At 61.0% G+C, this 20072-nt stretch carries 14 protein-coding genes; 11 read left to right on the top strand and 3 right to left on the bottom strand.

All coding sequences use genetic code 11. The annotated features are described in order from the left end of the window. The first annotated feature begins 19 nt into the window (after positions 1–19). From HDE75_RS22190 to HDE75_RS22155, 8 genes are all read left to right on the top strand, one after another. On the top strand, positions 20–1159 hold the full coding sequence (locus tag HDE75_RS22190) for a DUF3108 domain-containing protein (RefSeq protein WP_183680576.1): 1140 nt from the start codon (positions 20–22) through the stop codon (positions 1157–1159). After that, positions 1156–1917: a DUF3108 domain-containing protein gene (locus HDE75_RS22185; RefSeq protein WP_183680574.1), complete on the top strand. Its 762-nt coding sequence runs from the start codon at positions 1156–1158 to the stop codon at positions 1915–1917. Before HDE75_RS22190 ends, HDE75_RS22185 begins: the two co-directional genes overlap by 4 nt. A 224-nt stretch (positions 1918–2141) precedes the next feature. Further along, a complete protein-coding gene (locus HDE75_RS22180; protein WP_183680813.1) occupies positions 2142–3512 on the top strand; it encodes a hypothetical protein in 1371 nt (456 codons plus the stop codon). Beyond that, a complete protein-coding gene (locus HDE75_RS22175) occupies positions 3505–4224 on the top strand; it encodes a hypothetical protein (RefSeq protein ID WP_183680572.1) in 720 nt (239 codons plus the stop codon). Before HDE75_RS22180 ends, HDE75_RS22175 begins: the two co-directional genes overlap by 8 nt. Positions 4225–4232: 8 nt before the next feature. Next, positions 4233–7064 (top strand): ATP-binding protein, encoded by a 2832-nt coding sequence (locus HDE75_RS22170; RefSeq protein ID WP_183680570.1) that lies wholly within the window; start codon positions 4233–4235, stop codon positions 7062–7064. Further along, positions 7001–8017 carry a DUF4424 family protein gene (locus HDE75_RS22165; protein WP_183680568.1) on the top strand — a complete coding sequence of 339 codons (1017 nt, stop codon included), beginning with the start codon at positions 7001–7003 and terminating at the stop codon, positions 8015–8017. Before HDE75_RS22170 ends, HDE75_RS22165 begins: the two co-directional genes overlap by 64 nt. A gap of 3 nt (positions 8018–8020) precedes the next feature. After that, positions 8021–8599: a nucleotidyltransferase family protein gene (locus HDE75_RS22160; protein WP_260174258.1), complete on the top strand. Its 579-nt coding sequence runs from the start codon at positions 8021–8023 to the stop codon at positions 8597–8599. Positions 8600–8927: 328 nt separating this feature from the next. Beyond that, positions 8928–9725, top strand: a complete 798-nt coding sequence (locus tag HDE75_RS22155) for a hypothetical protein (protein WP_183680566.1) — start codon at positions 8928–8930, stop codon at positions 9723–9725. A 10-nt stretch (positions 9726–9735) separates the two neighbouring features. Here HDE75_RS22155 and HDE75_RS22150 read toward each other — a convergent pair whose 3' ends face one another. After that, a complete protein-coding gene (locus HDE75_RS22150; protein WP_183680564.1) occupies positions 9736–10254 on the bottom strand; it encodes a CcdC protein domain-containing protein in 519 nt (172 codons plus the stop codon). A 203-nt stretch (positions 10255–10457) separates the two neighbouring features. Between HDE75_RS22150 and HDE75_RS22145 the strand changes: the two genes are divergently transcribed. Genes HDE75_RS22145 through HDE75_RS22135 form a run of 3 tightly spaced genes read left to right on the top strand, consistent with a single transcriptional unit; the run spans position 10458 to position 13451 of the window. After that, positions 10458–12959 carry an alpha/beta hydrolase family protein gene (locus tag HDE75_RS22145; RefSeq protein WP_260174257.1) on the top strand — a complete coding sequence of 834 codons (2502 nt, stop codon included), beginning with the start codon at positions 10458–10460 and terminating at the stop codon, positions 12957–12959. A 57-nt stretch (positions 12960–13016) separates the two neighbouring features. After that, on the top strand, positions 13017–13187 hold the full coding sequence (locus tag HDE75_RS22140) for a hypothetical protein (protein WP_183680562.1): 171 nt from the start codon (positions 13017–13019) through the stop codon (positions 13185–13187). A gap of 24 nt (positions 13188–13211) precedes the next feature. After that, entirely contained in the window at positions 13212–13451 is a 240-nt protein-coding gene (locus HDE75_RS22135) for a hypothetical protein (RefSeq protein ID WP_183680560.1), read from the top strand. A gap of 67 nt (positions 13452–13518) precedes the next feature. On the opposite strand, the gene HDE75_RS22130 is transcribed toward HDE75_RS22135, so the two are convergent. Further along, entirely contained in the window at positions 13519–17934 is a 4416-nt protein-coding gene (locus HDE75_RS22130) for a translocation/assembly module TamB domain-containing protein (protein WP_183680558.1), read from the bottom strand. Further along, a complete protein-coding gene (locus HDE75_RS22125; protein ID WP_183680555.1) occupies positions 17934–19856 on the bottom strand; it encodes an autotransporter assembly complex protein TamA in 1923 nt (640 codons plus the stop codon). The genes HDE75_RS22130 and HDE75_RS22125 overlap by 1 nt, the downstream gene beginning before the upstream one ends. Positions 19857–20072: the final 216 nt, after the last annotated feature.

Raw genomic sequence — 20072 nt, 5'->3', positions numbered from 1 at the left:
AGGCGTTACACTAGCAGCCATGACGCCCGCCCCTTTCTTTTCGCCGCCGCGCCGCCGCACCGTTGTTTTTATCGTCGTGATCGTGCTGCTGCACGTGCTGGCGCTCGACTGGCTCAATTCGCACGCTGGCATGACACGTCCAGCGCAGGACGTTACGCGTGTGGTGGACATGGAATTGATCGCCGCACCACCCAAGCCCTTGCCCGTCGCGCCTGCACCGCCGCCGCCGCCGCCGAGGCGCAAGCCGCAAGCCGAGCGAAGGCCGCCACCACCACCGCCGCCGCTGGAAGTACCGCTGCCATCGAGCGTGGCGGCTGAATTGACGGCGCCGCCCAGCGATGTGCCCGAAGGCCCCGTGGCGCCGCCAGCTGCAGCGGTCATTCCGGCAGCGCCGCCACAAGCGGCGGCTGCGCCTGAGCCGGCGCCCGCGCCGGCACTACCACCACCGGCTGCGCCGCTGCACTACAAGATCAACGTGCCCGCGTCGGCCGAATTTGACATGCAGGTGGACCGGCGTGACGCCGATGGCACCAAATGGACAGGCGTGGCAGCCATGTCATGGCAAAATAAGGGGGACAACTACCAATTGAAGCTGGAAGTGGGCTTGAGCATGCTCATTACACGCATCAATCTGCTGGTGTTGACCAGTACAGGTATCATTGACGACAGCGGTATCGTGCCCGTCACGGCGACGGAAAAACGCAAGGGCCGTTCGCAGACGGCCACGCATTTCAATGCAGCACAGAAAACCATCACGTTTTCGGCCAGCACCGCTTCCGTGCCCTGGCTGCCAGGGGCCCAGGACAAGGCCAGCGTGCCGTTCCAGCTGGCCGCCATCGGCCGCGGCGACGTCAATCAGCTGGCCGGCAATATCGATATCCTGGTCGGCGAAGAGGCTGATGCAACCGTGTTCCGCTTCAAGCTGGTAGGTGAGGAAGAGATTGAAACGAAGATGGGCCGCCTGGTGACCTGGCATCTGAGCCGGCCACCGAAACCGGGTTCGTATTCGTCGCAGCTCGATATCTGGCTGGCGCCGTCCTTGCAATGGTATCCGGTACAAATACGCAATACTGAAGCGAGCGGCGCGCTGACCACGCAAACCGTCTCCAAAATTACCGTCGCTGCGCCCTCGACAACTATGCAACAGGAAAATAAATGAAACCTTTGACCCCTTTTAAACATTTGCTGGCAGCCGGTTTGCTGGCTGCGACCATGGCGCCCGCCATGGCGGATGCACCAGTCGACCACCCCGTGATCAAGCGCGCCTTCAAGCTGGCGCCATCGGCCGACCTGAGCTACACGATCAAGGCCAAGCAGCGCGGCATTGCCCTGGCAGGCGAGTCGGTCAGCGCCTGGCGTGCCGGCGATGGCAAGTATTCACTGCTGGCGGAAACCAAGGTGGCCCTGTTTGGCAAGATCCTGGAACAGCGCAGCGATGGCGCGGTCGATGATTTTGGCCTGGCGCCGTCGCAATTCGTGGAAAAGCGTTTCCGTCAGGATGCGGCGACCACCACCTTCAAGCGCGACAGCAAGACCATCGTCTTTAGCGAAGGCGATGACAGCTACCCGCTCAAGGGCGGCGAGCAAGACCGCAACAGCACCGTCTGGCAACTGGTCAGCGTGGCCCGCGCCGCACCGGAAAAATTCGTGCCCGGTTCCGAATGGACCTTCTTTGTGGCTGGCCGCCGCGACGCCGAGCCATGGACTTTCAAGGTGATCAAGGAAGAAACCGTGGCTACCGGCCAGGGCGACGTCACGGCTTTGCATCTAATCAAGGCGCCGCCGCCGAACAAGCAGGGCCAGCAGGTAGACCTGTGGCTGGCGCCATCGCTGGAATGGTACCCCGTGAAAGTGACGTTTGCCGACGTCGATGGCGATTATGTCGAGCAGACCTTGCAAAAGATCGTTAAAAAGTAAGTGCTTGCTATCAATCTGAGGTCAGACTCGGCAGTTCTGGCCACAGATTGAGTTCTCTCTGCGTGAGGCTGTATGTCTACGGCGTTGCGTCTTGTCCGCGCTAGCCCCTCCCATGCGTCGAATTGCATGTCAGAACTGATATACTGACGCCCCCGCCCCGCAGCGCCGCTTTCGCCCGCTGCGCCGCCCGCTGAACACTCATCCGGAATAGAATGATTGATATAATGGCAAGTGCAGCCGTGGCTGCGGATGCAAATCAGACAGAGCAAGAGCATCACGATTCTTTGCAGGCGCATTTCCAGCCGAATATTTCAGCTGATGAAATCGAGCAGGTATTCCATTTGAAACGGGCGCAGCCGCTGCTGCAAGTGTTTACGGCCCTGTTTCATGGCGGTTTCGACGGCGTGCTGGTGCGCTTGCTGGTGTTGCGCGAGCTGGCGGCCGACGTTGCCACGTCCGCTTACACGCGCGCCGACATCAACCAGAAACTCGCGTATCTGTTGCCAGAAAGCCTGGAAACGGTCTTGCTGCGCTTGCGTTCCAACCAGTTGCTGGCCTGGGATGCACAGCAGGGCGTGTACCGCGTGACGCCGATGGCGCGCAATGTCTTGTCTGCCATCGACAGCTTGCTGGGCCTGGGCCAGACGGAAGATGAAGCTGAAATGGGCTTTTTGCTGTCGCAGGTGGCCGGCGCGCAAGCCGTGGGCGGCGTGTCGGTGGAGCAATTGCAGCACTTGCTGGGGCGCCTGGTGGATTTGACGGAAGAATTTTCCGACGCCATCGCTTCCGGTTCCGAATTCCGCTTGCGCACGGCGCAGGCGAAGTGGAATATGGCGTGCGACTGGGTAGAGAAAGGGTCCGAAATCTTGCTGGCGATTACGTCGGATGAAAACGCGGATGGCGCCACCCACAAGGCAGCGCAAGCGATCGGCCGCGCGCAAAGTAAATTGCTTAATATGCAAGGCATGTTCTCGCGCGCGCTGAACCAGATCGAACGCCAGCGCGTGCACCTGGGCCAGTCGGGCTTGTCGACTACCGATATCAAGCGCTGGCTGCTGTTGCATGAAGACCTGGCGAGCCTGGCCGAAGGCGCCATCGACCAGCCGGTGGTGCCGCTGTTCTCGACACCAGCCGAAATGATCGACGTGGCGGAAACAGAATTGTTGGCCGAGCGCGCGGCCGGCGTGGCCAATACGGGCTTGCCCAGCGGCGAAGATGCGCCGACCACCATCAGCGATGGCCCGGCCATGCAGCTCGAACTCGACGATTTGCTCGAACGCCTGTCGAACTTCGCCAGCCTGGGCAATTTCCCCAGCATCGGCGAAGAGGGACCGAAGTCGGTGCCGGTGCAGGATTCGCTGCTGCCAGCCAGCTTTGCCGTGGCCTCGTACCGCGCCTCGATGCTGCCGCTCTTGGGCGATGTATCCGAAGCGAGCTTGCAGGGCGCGACGGCCGAACTGGCCCGTTTGCCGATCACCTTTACACCGACCGACGAGATGGTCCAACTGGCCGACCCCCATGTGGCAGCCATGTCGATCGCCTCGCTTTCACTGAATGTTTCACTTGATTTAGATAGCGGCCCAGCCGATGAATGACGATTCCCAAATCCTGATTGCGCGCCTGCTCACGCATCAAACCCTGCGCCGCGACGAGAAGCTGGTCAAGCGCGTGCTGTCCGACGAGTTGTTCCGCGCCGAAGTCGATGCGCGCCTGCTCGCCTGCGGCCTGAAACTGCTCGACAACGTCTACGCCGACCATGTGACCCTGGCCCTGACGCGCACCATCGAACCGAAGATTTTCGGCGCGCGCGATGTCTGGCAAAACAATAATTTTGGCCTGGCCCGCGATGGCGTGGCCTTGCTGGTGGTGCTGTGGGCGCAGATCATCCTGCCCAAGCGCGAACGCCAGGAAACGCACCAGCATGCAGACGATGACCAGAACGATATGTTCGGCACCGAAAAGCCGCTGCCGCGCGCGGAAGATACCTCGATCGGCATTTCCTACAAGGCGCTGCTGTCGGACTTCGGCGACAAGCTGGGCAAGAAGACGCGCATGGACATGAACCTGGGCACGCTGGCCAAGCTGGGCTTTATCGAACGGCGCGGCGACGTGCTGCTCGAAGGCCCGCTGCTGGACCTGATGATGGATACCGACGTGCTCAAGGAACGCATCATCAATGGCGCGCTGGCCGACGTGTTCAAGCGCGCGCCGGCCCGCCTGGTGGCAGTCGGCGATCCGCTGCTCGACGCGGACGCCGACCTCGCCGTCGATACCGACGATGACACCTCGTCCGACATCCCTCACTGAAAGCGCCCATGTTTCATATCAAATCACTTGAACTGGTGCACTGGGATTACTGGCAGCGCATCAAGAATATTCCGCTCGACGCGAAGATCATTACCATCGCGGGCCAGAACGGTTCAGGCAAGACCACCTTGCTCGACGCGCTGCGCACCCTGTTCGGCCTCGACTGCTCGATGGGCCGCACGTACAAGCACTATGCGCGCCATTCGGGCCAGCAGACGGCCTGGCTGCGCGCCGTGGTCGACAACAAGAATATGGGCAAGCAGCTGTCGAACCGTCCGTTCCGCAGCTCCGGCTTCTTCAGCGATGATGAAGTGACCTTGTTTTGCCAGATCCAGAAGAATGGCGGCGACTGGAAGCGCCAGTATCTGATGCGTCCGGGCAATGTGCAGATCGAAGACATCACTGATGCCAACGACTGGCTGGGCGTGGAAAACTACCGCAAGCGCCTGGCCAATGCCGGTCTGTCGCCGGCCATGTCGAAAGTGCTGGCGCTGGAGCAGGGCGAGACGGACAAATTGTGCGAATACGCGCCGCGCCAGCTGCTCGACCTGGTGTTCCAGGTGTTTGGCGACAAGGAAGTGCTGGACGCCTACGATGAAGCCAAGCGCCACCAGCGCGATACGGAAGAAGAGCTGAAACGTTTCGAAACGGAACTGGAAGCGTCGAAAACCAATCTGGAAGGCTTGCGCCTGCGCGTGGCCAATTACCATCAATGGGAAGGCTTGCACAAGGAGCGCCGTAACCTGCTCGAAGAAGTGCTGCCCAGCTTGCAGTACCACGAGGCGCGCGAAAAAGCCGCCACCGCCAGCCGCCAGTTGCGTGAAACGCGCAAGCCGATGGCCCAGGCCGACCAGCAGCTGACGGAAAAGCGCAATGCGCTGGCCGCGCAAGCGAAGGCGCTGTCGGATGCGCAAATGAATGAAACCCTGCTGGAACAGGAATCGATCGGCCTGCAAAGCCGTTTGTCCCTGATCAATGCGAAACTGAAGCCGCTCGACAGCCTGCTGGAACAAAAAGAACGCCTGCAAAAGCTGGCGGCGGACTCCGGCAGCGATATCGCCGAAGTGGCGGCCCAGCTGGAACAGAAGGAAGCGGACTTGCTGCGTCAACGCCAGCAGCGCGATGCCTTGTCGGCGCGTATCGCCGGCGAGCAGGCGACCATCGCCGCGCTGCAGGGCAAGACGGCCATGCCGGAACCGGACAATGTGCGCGGCATGCGCCGTGCGCTGCGCGACGCGGGCATCGCCCACGCCATGCTGTCCGATATCGTCGAAGTGACGGACAGCCGCTGGCAGGGCGCCGTCGAAGGCGTACTCGGTGGTTACGCTTCGGTCGTCTTGCTGGACAAGGCCAAGGATGCGGCCGCCGCCTATCGTCTGGCCGAGAAAGAACGCTATCGCCACTTCATCGTGCCCGAGCTGGTCACGGCGCCGACGGCGAAAGACGAAAGCCTGCTGGCGGTCGTCAAATTTTCCGCGCCCGTGCCTAGCTGGCTGATCGAACAATTGTCGCGCATCGCCCGCGTCGATTCCGTGGAAGCCGGTTTCAAGCTGGGCAACCATGAAGAGTGGATTACGCCCGAGGCGTATCACCGCGAACGCCGCGGCGGGCGCTCGCTGTTCGTGGAAGCCTCGCGCTATCGGTTTGGCCAGGCTGGCCGCACCGGCCGCCTGGAAGCGCTGCTGCGCTCCCTGCCTGGCCTGGAAGCGCAGGAAGATACCTTGACCCTGGCGATTTCGAAACTGGCAGCCGAAGTGGGCGCCTTGAAGGCGCGTATCGCCGGCGTCGACGCAGCCAAGGAACTGAGCGCACGCCAGGAAGAATTCGCCGAAGCGCTGCGCAATTCCAAGCCCTTGAAAGAAGAGCGCCTGGAGGTGGGCAGCCGCCTGGGTGAGTTGCAAAATCTCACCAAGAACGCCACCGTGGTGCGCACGCGTGCCGATACCGTGTGGCAAAACGCGCGCCTGGCCCTGTCGGAAGCGGAAGCCGGTTCGCGCCTGGGCTACAAGAAGCAGATCGAGCAGCGCGCCGAACACGCACGCGCCTTGCTGGCCTTGCGCCGCACCTGGCGCCACTTGCCGAAAAGCTGGCGCCGGCCGTCGCGCCGCGCCGCGCTGGTGGCCGAGCATCAAAACTCGCACCAAGTCGACCTGCGCGTGGCCAGCCTGCAAAGCAGCCTGGCGCGCGACGACTGGGAGCTGGACGCCACCGTGATCGACCAGCATCACCGCCTGTCGGACCAATTGCATGGCCGCCAGTCGGAAACCGATGAGCGCCGCTACCAGAACAACCGCGCCATCGAAGCGACCGGCAATGCCCGTGGCGCTTATATGGAGCGCTTGCGCTACACCATCAAGACTTACAGCAAGAACATCAAGGAGCTGGGCGAACTGGCCGGTATCGAAGTGCATGCCGACCCCGTACGCCTGGAAAACGACGATGTGCAGCTGTCGCAGGCAGGCTTGCACGTGCGCTTCAAGTTCGATGGCAAGGGCGTGATCGGCATGAACGATGGCGAGGCATCGGGCGGCCAGCAAGTCATGAAATCCTTGGTGCTGCTGATCGGTTTGCTGAAGTCGGAAGATGGTTCCGGCGGCTTTGTCTTTATCGACGAACCGTTTGCCCACCTCGACATCCGCAACATCCAGCTGGTGGGCGAGTTCCTGAAAAATACGGAAGCGCAGTATCTGATGACCACGCCGCTGACGCACAATACGGATGTGTATGACCCGTCGGAGCTGACCCTGATCACCAGCAAGAAGAAAAAGGATACGCAATGGGCGCAGCCGATTTTCGTCTTGCAGCGCCGCCAGGAGCCGGCATCGGGCAAGGCCGCCTGATGGGCGTGCGCACCTTGGTGGCCACACTGGCGTTGCTGTTTGCCGCGCCAGCCTTGGCCAACGACGGTATCGCCGCCCAAAGCGCGGGCGGCATCGTGTTTGGCAAGACGGACGCCGTGGCCATGAAAAAGGAAGTGCTCAGCGTGAGCGCCGATTTGATCAAGGTGGACTACGAGTTCCTGAACGAGTCAGGCAAGGATGTGGAAGAAACCATCTTCTTCCCCTTGCCCGAATACGCGGCCGGCTACCACGGCTCACCCACGTATTATGGCCAGCCGCAGCAGTTCTCCGTCGAGGTCGATGGCAAGGATGTGACGGCGCGTTTGCGTGCACTGGGCTTGACGGACCCGCAAATTGCCTACTTCCCCTCGCACACGCCATTCGATAAAAAGATCGCGCCCTTGAGCGAGTCCCAGCGCGCGGCCATGATCAAGGAGGGCCTGCTGGGCCAGCTCTACGACGAAGAATGGGTGCCAGCCTGGACGGTGAAAGTCATTTACCTGTGGCAGCAGAAATTCCCCGCCGGTAAAGTCGTATGGGTGCGCCACCAATATGCGCCGTTTGTCGCGGCTGGTAGCGCCGCTACTTACCTGGGCGATGACAAAGAGTTTGAAAAGAAATACTGCACCGATCAGGGCTTCCAGAAAACCTGGCAGCGCCTGGCCGCCAGGGCCGGTGAGAACGGTGTGGTCAATGCCGTGGCCGTCTCTTATATTTTGACGACCGGTAACACCTGGAAGAATGGCATCGAAGACTTTACCTTGAACCTGATCAAGGGCAAGCCCGACGAATTGGTCAGCCTGTGCTTTCCCGGCACATTTACCAGGATCAATCCCACTACCTTGCAAGTCAGGCTGCGTCATTTCCGGCCCCGGCAGGATCTGGATGTGTATTTTGGTAATGTCGCAGGCATGGGCCAGCATGGCGGCGTGGCGCCTGTTATCAGGCCATAACGTTTGACTACCCAGGAAGCATTGGCCGAGCGCCTGCGCAGTCTGGTCAACGATACCCCCTGGTTCATGCGGGCTTTGCAAGCCGTTGCACAATTAGACCTGCCTTCCTGCTGCATCGGCGCGGGGGCCGTGCGCAATCTGGTGTGGGATGCCTTGCACGGCTTTGAAGTACCGTCGGCCCTCAGCGATATTGATGTTGCCTATTTTGATGCTGGCAATCTACAGCCGCAGTGTGAAACACAGTTGCGTGAACGCCTGGAAATGCTCTCGCCTGGAATGCCGTGGGAAGTGTGCAATCAGGCTGGCGTACATTTGTGGTTCGAAGCCTATTTCGGCTATGCCGTATCGCCCTTGCTGTCGCTGGAGGATGCCATTGCTTCCTGGCCGGACTATGCGACGGCGGTTGGTGTTTATCTGGAAGCTAACGGCAATATTAATATTATCGCACCGTATGGTCTGGATGATTTATTCAATATGTTGGTACGGCACAATCCAGTACGCATTAGTGCGGACGGTTACGCCAGGCGACTAGTCGAGAAATATGATGTGCAGCGCTGGCCTCGACTGACGATCATCCGCTAGAAGATGATTTTATTGCCCTGTGGATATATTTAATCCATAATTGCAAATTATTTAACTTCCTTGGCACCAATCCCACCATTGCACACTTTGAAGCGTAGCCTGGGCTGTTGCAGCCTGATCGTTTTTCTTGCTGTGTCTGGCAAAATTATTCTTTATCTCACCGGTGTTGGCGACCGGCATATTGATGCTGCCGATTAAACTGGGGGGGGCAGCTTTGCCATCGTCTGCCAGGGTAATCGCTGGGCCTGTTCTATATGGCGGCCCACCCGTTCCGGCTGCATCGGGCAGCCTGAGTTGCTATGTCTTGTTTCGATTAAAGATGGATGCCATGAATGAATTGATTGCTTTGCCGGTGCGCCGCATCGGTCGCCTGCTTTGTCTTGTGGCTGCGTTCATTGCGCCAGCCGCCTGGGCAGATAGTTTGAGAGATTATCAGGACGATAGCGCCCGGTTTCGTGCCCTGGCGTCGGCGGCAATGGAGCAAGGCCGGATGCCGCGCATGTACGATCCTGATGTGGCTGCCTTGTTTGCACGCCTGACGGATGGACAGATTTTTTACCAGGCGTCTGATACCGCGCTGAAAAATGTAGCGCAGAGTACGGCCATTTGCGATCAGGTCAATGACCTCGCCAAAATGTATTACGACTTCCATGTCAAGCATCCCCGGCCATTTGCCGGCACGCAGCCAGAGCAGCTACAAGCCGCACTGTTAGAAGACTTTGGCGATGAAATCAGTGCCTTCATTGCGTTTGGCCTGCATTGCAATGCGCATCTGATCGGCTTGATGGAAGCCGAGTTCGTTCCCAGGCAAACACAGGAGATGAGCGTTAGCCAATCTTTGCGTGTACGCGACTTCGTCAAAAGCTCGATCGTGGCTTATAGCGGCGTGGTGCAGTCTGTTAACGGACCTCATTGGAACGTGCAACAAAAGAAAGTGCTGCTGGAGGCGGCGGCAGAGCATGCCGTAGCGCATGCCCGCCTGATGCCGCCGTTCCTGCGTCAGTTCTTGCTAAACAGTATAGCCGGCGCTGATGCCGACCTTGATCCTTCCCTGGCAGCAGCGCTGCTGATAATACGTAGGCCGCTGGCGATGACGGAATGCGTCGGCTTGTGCGAGCTGTTCTAGTTTTTTCTAGTTATTCAGAGCTCTGCAAAGTCTGGTTGCGCTTCCTCCAGCGAATCAAGCCCCATGCATAGGTAGCGTAGTAGCCGGTAAACAAGCCATAGGCAGCCATGGTCAGCGGGCTTTGGCCGAAAGGCGGTGGCGGTACGGGCACCGCCAGGCGCGTGTTCAGGTAGATTTCCATGCCGCGGTACAGCAGGCGGGCGACGAACAGCATGGTGATCGCCAGGGCCAGGTAGCGGTGCTGGGTGAAAAAGAAATGTTTGCCGACCTGTTCGAAGCGGGTCAGCTTCAGGCCCAGCACGCCCAGCCAACCGCCGGCCAGCACGCCCGCACCCAGGCTGGACAGGGGCAGGATGTCGAATTTGGTCGTCGTTGCCAGGAATAAAATCAGCACGGGAAAACCGATCGCCACCAGCCAGTGGCGCCACAGATGCGATTGCTGGCGCGCCACCAGTTTTTTCAGGCGTGAATAAATGCGCCAGACGAGCAGCGGTGCAAGGCAGAGCAGGGCAAGGGTGGTGGTTTCCATGGATGCGTTCGGGTGCGGATAAAACAGCGATTGTAAGCCAGATCACTGTCCCTGCGGCGTTGCCGCGCAGGCGGAAAAAGTTGCTTATTGACATTTTCATGCCATGTCATCAATATGCTCTGTCCCACAGTGCCGCCAGGAGCGGCGCGGTGCAGCATCTTTATTGACCACTCTTATTGATCAATCACCATTCCTGGAGTTCCATGTCTACACGTTCGCCGCTGCCGTTACTGCCTATCACTGTTGGCTTATTGGCCTCGTCTTCAATGGCGATGGCGCAAGATAGCGGTTATCAACTGCCTCCCGCTCCCCTGCAAGCCATCGTTGACGCACCGCGTGCACCAACCTTGAGCCTGAGCCCGAAACGCAACCTGGCGGCCGTGCTGCCGACGCCGTCATTGCCCAGCATCCGCGAAGTGGCGCAGCCGGAACTGAAGCTGGCCGGCCTGCGCATCAATCCACGCACCTATTCGTCCAGCCGTTTCAGCTTCTACACGGGCCTGGGCCTGCTCGACATCGATACGCAGAAAGAGATCAAGGTCAGCGGCTTGCCGGCAACGCCGCGCATCGCCGATCTGGCCTGGTCGCCTGACCAGCATTACCTGGCGTTTACGCATATCGCCTATGCCGATCCGGCCAAGGGTGTCAAAGAGTCCGGCGTGGAACTGTGGCTGCTCGACGTGCAAACGAAAGTGGCGCGCAAGCTGGGCAGCCAGCCTTTGTCGGCTGTGTATGGCCGGGGTTTTTCCTGGCTGCCAGACAGCAAAACTTTGCTGGTGCAGCTGAAACCGGCCAAGCTGGGTGCCGCGCCGCAGCCGTCCGGCATACCGACGGGGCCTGCCACGCAGGATAGCAATCCGGGCGGTGGCGTGAAGCAATTGCGCACCTATCCCGATCTGCTGAAGAACGAAGAAGACGCGAAACTGTTTGAACACTACATCACCGTGCAGCTGGCCTTGCTCGACGTGACAGGCAAGCAGCGCCTGGTGGGCCAGCCTGGCCAGTTCTCGCGCGTATCGAGCTCGCCTGATGGCAAGAACTTGCTGACGACCAGCATCGTGCGCCCGTATTCCTACATCGTACCGGCCTATGATTTCGGCCACAAGATCGAAGTGCGCGACCTGGCCGGCAAGGTCACCCATACGGTGGCGACCTTGCCGCTGGAAGAGGGCCTGCCACCCGGCAATGACGCCGTGTCTGTCGGCGTACGCGACGTGACGTGGCGCGTTGATGCACCAGCTACCCTGGTCTGGGCCGAAGCGCAGGATGGCGGCGATCCGGCCAAGGCGGCTGATATCCGCGATATCGTCTACACGCAGGCGGCGCCGTTCACGGTGAAACCTGCTGTGCTGGCCAAGCTGGCTTCGCGCTATCTGGGCGTGGCCTGGGGCCGGGGCGACCTGGCGCTATTGACGGAAGGCTGGTACAAGACGCGGGTTGTGAAGCAATGGAAAATCACGCCAGACCAGCCAGCTACGCCAGCCGAGTTGTTGTCGTCCCGTTCGCTGGAAGACCGCTACAACGATCCGGGCCAGCCTGTGATGCGTGCTGACGCGGCTGGTTTGCCGCGCCTGCTGATCGCTGCCGACAACTCCATCCTGCTCGACGGCCAGGGGGCTTCGAGCGAAGGCGATCGCCCCTTCATCGACCGCTTCAACCTGACGACGAAAAAAACCGAGCGCCTGTTTCAGAGCACCGCGCCGTATTATGAAAACGTGGTGGCCGTGCTTGATGAAGACGGCAGCCGTTTGCTGTCCACGCGCGAAGCGCCAACGGAACAGCCGAACTATTATGTGCGCAACCTGAAGCAGCAGGGCGCGGCCCAATTGACGGCGCTGACGCATTTCCCGCATCCGCTGCCGCAATTGAAAGAGGTGCAGAAAGAGTTGATACGCTACAAGCGCGCCGATGGCGTGGACTTGACCGCTACCCTGATGCTGCCGCCTGGCTATGACGTCAAGCGCGACGGCCCGCTGCCGACCCTGATGTGGGCTTACCCGCAGGAATTCAAATCGGCCAGCGCCGCCAGCCAGACCAAGGGCTCGCCGTTTAAATTCAATGCCGTCAGCTACTGGGGCCCGGCGGCCTTTTTGTCGATGGGTTATGCCGTGCTGGATAATCCATCGTTCCCCATCGTCGGCAATGGCGAGCAGGAACCGAACGACACGTATCTGACGCAGCTGGTGGCTGACGCCGAAGCGGCGGTCAACGAGGTGGTCAAGCGTGGCGTGAGCGACCGTAACCGCATCGCCATCGGCGGCCACTCGTATGGTGCATTCATGACGGGCAACCTGCTGGCGCACACGCGGCTGTTCCGTGCCGGTATCGCCCGCAGCGGCGCCTACAACCGCACGTTGACGCCATTCGGCTTCCAGGCGGAAGACCGCTCGTTCTGGAAGGCGCAGGATGTCTATCAAGCCATGTCGCCATTTAACTATGCGGACAAGATCAAGGATGCGCTGTTGATGATCCATGGCGAGCAGGACAACAACTCCGGCACCTTCCCGATCCAGAGCGAGCGCATGTTCCAGGCCGTGAAAGGCTTGGGCGGCACGGCGCGCCTGGTCATGTTGCCCAATGAAAGCCACGCCTACCGCGCACGCGAATCGATCATGCAGATGCTGTATGAAAGCAACAACTGGCTGGAGAAATATGTAAAGAACGCCAAGCCGACTGAAACGGAAGTCAGGCAAGCCGTGAAATAAAGGCAACAGGTGGGCATTGCGTGGTATGGTCTTCCTTTGCCGTCAAGGAGGCCAGCCATGCCAGCCATCGCTATCGATGCCCACCGCGCGCCCGATCCGGCGCCTGCCGATGAGCCCCAACCTGCTCATGAACCCGCATGGGCGCCAGACACGTCGCCAGGCCACCATCCCGGTCCCGTGCATCCGGTGCCGCAGGACGATCCCGTACCCGATCCGCACCCCAGTTAATCTCGTCAAGAAAGGCTGTTTTAGATGGCAATTATCAAGGAAGTTTATACGCGCAAAGTCAGCGGAGAGTCGTTTGACTACGAAATCGATTACACGCCCGGAGCGGACGTGGGCTGGATCGCGCGCGTGTACCACGACGGCGTACTGAAAGGCTCGCCGCACGGCGCACTGACAGCCAACGTACTGTCCGGCCCGGCGCTGGAACAGTATCTGAGCGCCTATGTCGAAGGCATGATAGAGCGCGGCCTGGATGTAGCTGAGTAAGGCTGTTTGAAGCAAGTAAAGAAAAGGGCGCCGAGGCGCCCTTTGTTGTCGGTGCTTGTCTTTTAAATTAATCAAACGCCCACGTATACAACACGTCCAGCGCATTATTGGTGCCGGTCTGGAATTGCAGGGTGAAGCGGCGGTCCAGTTTGTAGCGCAGCTTGACCAGGCTGCTGGCCGTGCTGGTGCCTTGCTCGAACGTCAGGTAGGCGCGCGACGACAAGCGCTTGCCGACCGTGACGACCGTGCTTTCCAGGCCCTGGGCTTGCGACAAGCCTACTTCATCGAGGCCCAGCGAGCTGGCCAGCTTGCCTTGCAGGCCGCCGCCCGTGCCGCCGAACAGGGCGCCGGCAGCGGTCGTCAGCAAGGCCATTTCATCGCCGGCCGCCGCTTCCGCACCGTGGCCGAGGATCAGCCAGGCCAGCTTGTCGCTGTCGGACACGTTCGGCGTGGACACCAGCTTGGCGGTCGGCGCCTGGGCCGTACCGCGCACTTCCACGCCTGCTTCGACGTTGGTTTCCGACAAGGTATCGCCTTCCGGACGCTTGCGCACGGCCAGGATATTCAAGGCCGGGTTGTCGTAGGCGCCCGTGAAATTGATCACGCCCCGGTCGATCGACAGTTTCTGGCCGTAAGCGGCATACACGCCGCTGGCGACCCGGATGCTGCCCGTCACGCGCGGCGCGGCGCGGTTCAGCACGCGGGCGCGCACATTGCCTTCCAGGTCGGCGTCCAGTCCCATGCCGCGCAAATGGAAGGCGTTGCCCAGGTCAAACTCCAGGTCGATATTCAGGGGTAATGAAGGCGCTTCCTTGCTGGCCGCGGTTTTCTTGCCCAGCACGACGACGTCATTGCTTTGCGTGGGCGTGTCTTGCGGCGCCAGTTCGATCAGGGCGCGGTTGGCCTTGAACTTGCCGTCGAAACTGAAACGCTTGTCATTGCGCACCAGGGTGCTATTACCCGACAAGACCAGGGTGCGGTCGGGACGCGACAACGCTTGCAGGCGGTCGGCCATCAATTTCAATTCCAGGCTGGCTTCGCCATTTGCAAAACGCACCCAGCCGTCTGCCTGCACCTTGCCGTCGCCGCCGTCAAAGCTCAGGCGCTGCAATTGCAACTGGTCGCCAGCCAGCTTGGCTTGCAGCACGCCATTGCGCAGCTTCAAGCCCTGGTCGGCCCAGCTCACCAGCAGCTTGCTGCCGTTGATATCGCCATTCAATTTCGGCGCGCCGATGGTGCCGCTGCCTGTCAGGGCCACCGTCACGCCGCCACCCAGTTCCAGGCCCGGCTGTCCCGTCAGCGGCGCCAGCCAGGACAGCGAGGCGATGCTGGTGGTGCCCGTCAGGCTGAGCGCACTGTCATTGCTGATACGTCCATCGAGCATGCGCACGGTGGCATTGATATCGCTCTGGCCTGCGCGCGCGCCGTCGAGTTTGACTTGCAGGCGCAACTGCTGGTTGGCGATATCGACCCGCGCATCGAGGGTGCGCAGGCCCAGTGCCAGCGGCGCATCCACGCCCACCGTCACATCGCCTTTTTCGCGGTACACATGCAGCATGCCTGCCAAGGCCGGTTCTTTCTGCTTGGCAGTCGCCGCCGTCATGTCGAGCGACCATTGCGCGCCCAGGGTCAGGTCGCTGCGGGTGTTCGCTTGCAGTGCAGGAATGACTTGCGACAGATACGTCAACGCCACGCCGGCCGCCTGGCCCGAACTGGTCCAGCGGGCGCCGTCCTTGTTCAGGTTTTGCATGGTGATGCTGCCGGCTGGCAATTTGATGACGGTGTTGCCGACGGAAATCTGTTCCGGCTGGCCCAGTCCCGCCACGCCGCTGCCGGCCGGGCCAGCCACGCGCACGGGCACCGGTGCTTGCAAGACCAGCGCATAACGGCCCTTGTTTTGCAGGCTGTCGATGCTGCCCGTCCAGTTGGCGCCGCTCTGGCTGCCGTGGATTTGCACGCTGGCGTCGAAATCGTCATTGCGCGCCGCCAGGTTGATGGTGTGGCTGCCGCGCGTACCTGTCGATTTCAAACGCGCGCCAGCCAGCTTGAAGGTGGGCGTGCTATAGCCGGTAATTTCCAGGTCGCTGGCCATGGCGTCTTGTGCGCCCTGGCCGGCGCCCACGCTGGCGCTGCCTTTGACGGTTTTCAATTGCTGGTCGCCAAAGAAGGTCAAGTCCTTGCCATCGAGCGACAGTTGCGCAGCGGGCGCTTCCATCTTGCCGGAAACGGAACCGGAGGCGCGCAGCACGCCGGCAAAGCGCGGGCCCAGAGTGGACAATTGCGGCGCATCGAGTTTCCAGTCCAGCTTGTCGGTGGCGCCACCCAGCGCGCCCTTGGCCAGCAGGCTGTTCGGTCCCAGGCGCAATTCCACGTCGGCGTTGTCGACTCTTTTGGCATTGGCCGACAATTTGGCGTAGCCGGCCAGCGGCGCGTTTTGCAAGGTCGATTCGCGCAAGGCCAGGTTCAGGGCGACTTTCCAGTCGCTGGTCAGGCGGCCGCTGCCATCAAAACTGGCGTTGATATTGCCGACCGGCAGGGCGCCAAACGCGGCCGGGTTGATTTTTTCCACGCTGCCGGCCACTTTCAGCTCGGCTTCCTTCTTCGGTCCTGTCAGCCCCACTTCGCCGCTGGCGTGGATCAGACTGTCGGCCACGGGGCGCTTGCCGCTGGTCAAGCCCAGTCCTTTGGCATCGGCCACAAAGGTGCTGCGCGGCTGCTGCAAGCTGCCTTGCACGACGCCGCTGGCAATGATTGCACCGAGCAAGTCGCTCTGCACGGCGGACAGTTGCCGCGCATCGACATTCCAGTTCAGTTTTTCACCGGCGCCGCCAAAGTTGCCCTTGGCCGCGATGGTGTTCTTGCCCAGCGCCAGTGCCACATCGATGCCGCTGAAGTGCTGGGCATCGGCCGTCAGCTTGCCCTTGCCGGACAAAGGCTGGTCCAGCAACTTGCTGGGGCGCACGGTAAAGTCCGCATTGGCCAGCCATTGCGGCGCAACGTGGCCATTCGCCCGCACATCGAGGTTCAGGTCAGCCACGGGGAAGGCGCCAAAATCGGCCGGGTTCAAACGGCTGGCGCTGGCCACCGCCTTGAAGGCTTGTTCATCCTTGAGACTGATCTGGCCGGTGGCGTTGATTTGGCTCTTGCCCGCTTGCAAGGTTGCCTTGCTCAGTTGCACCAGGGAGTCCGCCATGCTCGCTTCCAGGTCCAGGCGCAGCTTGGCTTCGCCCAGTTTGGCGCGCAGGGTTTGTGTCTTGCCGTCGCTGTCCAACACGATGTCGCCCACGATTTTGGTGCTGTTGATGCTGCTGTACACATGTTGCAAATTGATGCTGTCCGTATGCAAGGACAGGTGCGCGCTGCCGATCGGGCCATCGGCGGCCTCGCGGTCCAGCTTGCCGCTACCGGTAAATTTACCGGCAGCAGCCAGGTCGATCAGCGCCGATTCCAGCGTGGTGGCTGTCAGGGTGCCGCCCAGGTGCGCATCGAGCTGGCGCAGCGGCAATTTGTGCTGATCGATCGGCCCTGGCGTGGCGTGATTCAGCACCGACAATTTACCGGAGACAGTTTGCTTGTCGCCGATGGCAGCGTCCAGGTCCAGGCTCAGGTCCGCTTGCGGCAGGGTGGCGTCAAACTGGCCGGGGTTGATGTTGCGGCCCTGGATATTGGCCGAACGCAGGATGATCACCGGGTCGAACGGCGCCAGTGCCAGCCGCGCATCCGCCGTGGCGGGCCCGGCGCTGCCCTTGGCCGTGATATTGAGCAGATTCAAGTCGCCGCCCAGTTGCAGGGCCACGGCGGCCGGTTTTTCGCCGGTAGCCGGGTTGAGCTGGGTCAGGCTGGCCGTGCCCTTCAGTTTGAATGGCTGCGTGGCGCCGATGGTGGCGTCCGCCTTGGCCAGGCCAAACGGCGTGCTGACGGAGGCATCGCTCAAGCGCCATTCATTCTTGTCGCCCGACAAGGTGAGGTGAATTTTTTCCAGCACCGTGTTGCCGCCCGCGCTGACCAGGGTCAGCTTGTCCAGGCGCGCATCGCTGATGCCGACCTTGAATGGCGATGCCAGGCTGGTGGGCATGGTGGCTGGTTCGTCGGACGGGCCCGTGCTTTCCACGGACAGGCTGGCCACATGCAATTCGCTGATGGCGATGCCTTCCGAGAAATACTGGAACGGCGACCAGTTGATGTCGATATTCTCGGCCGTGATGTGTTGCGTCTTGCTGCGGTAGCTGACATGGCCCAGGTGCATGCGGTTGTACAGCGAGCCGGACACGCCGCTCACTTCGATTTCGCCGCCGCTGGCGCTGGCCACTTTTTGCACCAGCAGCTGCAAGGTCGATTCCCGGCCCAGGAACCAGAAGGCGGCGCCCAGCAGTATGGCCAGGCTAGCCATGCCGATGGCCAGGTAACGGGGCCAGCGGCGCGGTTTTTTCGCTGGCGGCGGGGTGCCGGGAGTATCGGGAGACTCGGTAGTGATTTCAGACATCAGAAAGTGAATCCCAGGGAAAAGTGCAAACGATAGGCGTGGACGGCGTGGCCATAGGCCACGTCAACGTTGATGGGGCCGACAGGACTCTTGTAGCGTCCGCCCAGGCCGTAACCGGATTTCGGCGTCAGTGCGCCTTTGACTGTATCGGCCGAATTACCGGCGTCATAAAAGGTGGCAATCGCCCATTTCGGCAAGAACCAGTATTGGTATTCGGCACTGGCGGTGGCCATGTAGCGGCCACCGACAGTAGCGTCGCCTTCCTTGACGCCCAGTTCCTGGTAGGCATAGCCGCGCACGGACTGGTCGCCGCCGGCACGGAACAGATAGACGGCCGGCACGCCTTTTTTATCTTTCGAGCCCAGCGCGCCCATTTCGCCGCGCAGGATGACTTCGCCTTTTTCGCCGAGCGGACGGTACCAGACCGTCTTGGCGGCCACGCGCACGAAGCGCTCGTCTGTGAGCACGGGCAACAGCGCGCCACCCACCTGGGCATTGATGACGTAGCCGCGGGTGGGGAACAGCAGGCTGTCGAGGTCGCGCTTGGTAATGGAATAGGTCAGCGGCAAGCTCTTGCTGCGCGTTTGTTCCAGGCCCACCACCGTCTTGTCTTCCTTGAGGAATTCGAAGGTCAGGCTGCGTTCCAGGTTGGTGCCGCCCCAGTTGCGTTTGGCCGAGATGGCCGACACGGCCGTGATCTCGTTGGAAATATCGCTGCGCTCGAACGAGGCGCCCACGCTGTCGCTATAGCCGCGCGCGGTGGTGGGCAGATAGAAGTTGGTGTGCGCCGCCTGCTTCTTGGTTTCCATCGTGATCGCGCTCTTGAAACGCGTGCCCCAGACGTTCAGATTGTCATAGTTGAGCTGGACCCGGTTACCCGTATTGGTACTGAAACCGATACCGGCGCTGACGTTTTGCTGCTTGTTTTCCGTGACGCGCACCACCAGCGGCAATTGCGGCGCCGGTCCGCGATACACGGGCTTGGCTGCTGGCGCGCCGGCAGGCGCCTCGGCGCCCTCCTGGCTGGCCTGGCCTGCCTCGATCTGTTCGCTGAGGATGCTGCTCATGTCGGCGCTCACTTCCACGCTGGCAAAGTAGCCCGTATCCTGCAAGGCGGCCTGGTAGGCTTGCAAGGCCGTCTCGCTGTAATAGTCGCCGGCGTGTATCTTGTTCAGATTGGTGATGATGTTTTCCGGATAGCGCTTCAAGCCCTCGATGCGCAGCTCGCCAAAGCGCAGCTCGGGGCCGCTGTCCAGCACTACCAGCAAGGACACCTTGTGCGTGTCGGGATCGACCACGGCTTGTGTGTCGAGCAGCTGGGCGCGCGGGTAGCGCGTCTGCACCACTTCGCGCAGCAGGGCACGCTTGGCCGATTCCCAGTCCGACTGGCGGAACACCTCGCCCGTTTTCAAGGCCCAGCTGCGTTTGAGCGCTTCAGTATCGTACGGTTCGCTGGCGGCCAGCGGCGGCGTGGAGTCGAAACCACGCAATTCCAGCTCGACCTTGTCGATGGTGACGGGCTGCCCTGGTTCCACATCGACGATGACGACCGGCTTGCTACCGGTGGTATCAACCCGTACCTTGACGGTGGGCGTGTAAAAGCCGGCCGTAGCCACCAGGTTCTTGACTTGCTCGGGCGCATCACGGACCAGGCGCTGCAATTGTTCGCGGTCCATGCGCGGGTTGCCGCGGAAACGTTCCAGTTCCAGGTTTTTTTCCAGTAGCTCATCGAGGTCGCCCGGTGCATTCACCTTGACGTCGTATTGCAGGGCAGGCGCTGTTGTTTCGGCGGCTACTTCGGCGGCCGGCTGCCCGGCTGTCGCATCGTCCGCAGGCGTTTCCTGTGCCGTTTGCGCCTGGGCATAGCTCATTGGAAACATCAGGATGGCGCCGCCTGCGACGGCCAGCGTCAGTTGTCCCATTACTTTTGTCACCAGTTGTGCCAAAATTCGTGGTCGTATCGCCTTGTCGGCCGCTATATGTCCTGGTGATCGTGCAGAAAACATGGTGCTCCAGATGAGTAAATGCTGACTGCATGTTACCGGATTAGGTAAATTGATGGCGGACGAATAAGTATCTTTTGCGCAGGGAACATGTTTCCCTGCGCACTATTGCAACAGATAAACAGAAGGAATAAA

This window comes from Janthinobacterium silvisoli (genome assembly GCF_014200725.1).
In the GTDB taxonomy this organism is placed as follows: domain Bacteria; phylum Pseudomonadota; class Gammaproteobacteria; order Burkholderiales; family Burkholderiaceae_D; genus Janthinobacterium.
This window is presented reverse-complemented; position numbering and strand designations above follow the sequence as displayed.

Bases quoted from the DNA above. Each gene is read 5' to 3' on its own strand.
- HDE75_RS22190 (WP_183680576.1), top strand. From the start codon at position 20: ATGACGCCCGCCCCTTTCTTTTCGCCGCCGCGCCGCCGCACCGTTGTT.
- HDE75_RS22185 (WP_183680574.1), top strand. From the start codon at position 1,156: ATGAAACCTTTGACCCCTTTTAAACATTTGCTGGCAGCCGGTTTGCTG.
- HDE75_RS22180 (WP_183680813.1), top strand. From the start codon at position 2,142: ATGGCAAGTGCAGCCGTGGCTGCGGATGCAAATCAGACAGAGCAAGAG.
- HDE75_RS22175 (WP_183680572.1), top strand. From the start codon at position 3,505: ATGAATGACGATTCCCAAATCCTGATTGCGCGCCTGCTCACGCATCAA.
- HDE75_RS22170 (WP_183680570.1), top strand. From the start codon at position 4,233: ATGTTTCATATCAAATCACTTGAACTGGTGCACTGGGATTACTGGCAG.
- HDE75_RS22165 (WP_183680568.1), top strand. From the start codon at position 7,001: ATGGGCGCAGCCGATTTTCGTCTTGCAGCGCCGCCAGGAGCCGGCATC.
- HDE75_RS22155 (WP_183680566.1), top strand. From the start codon at position 8,928: ATGAATGAATTGATTGCTTTGCCGGTGCGCCGCATCGGTCGCCTGCTT.
- HDE75_RS22150 (WP_183680564.1), bottom strand. From the start codon at position 10,254: ATGGAAACCACCACCCTTGCCCTGCTCTGCCTTGCACCGCTGCTCGTC.
- HDE75_RS22145 (WP_260174257.1), top strand. From the start codon at position 10,458: ATGTCTACACGTTCGCCGCTGCCGTTACTGCCTATCACTGTTGGCTTA.
- HDE75_RS22140 (WP_183680562.1), top strand. From the start codon at position 13,017: ATGCCAGCCATCGCTATCGATGCCCACCGCGCGCCCGATCCGGCGCCT.
- HDE75_RS22135 (WP_183680560.1), top strand. From the start codon at position 13,212: ATGGCAATTATCAAGGAAGTTTATACGCGCAAAGTCAGCGGAGAGTCG.
- HDE75_RS22130 (WP_183680558.1), bottom strand. From the start codon at position 17,934: ATGTCTGAAATCACTACCGAGTCTCCCGATACTCCCGGCACCCCGCCG.
- HDE75_RS22125 (WP_183680555.1), bottom strand. From the start codon at position 19,856: ATGGGACAACTGACGCTGGCCGTCGCAGGCGGCGCCATCCTGATGTTT.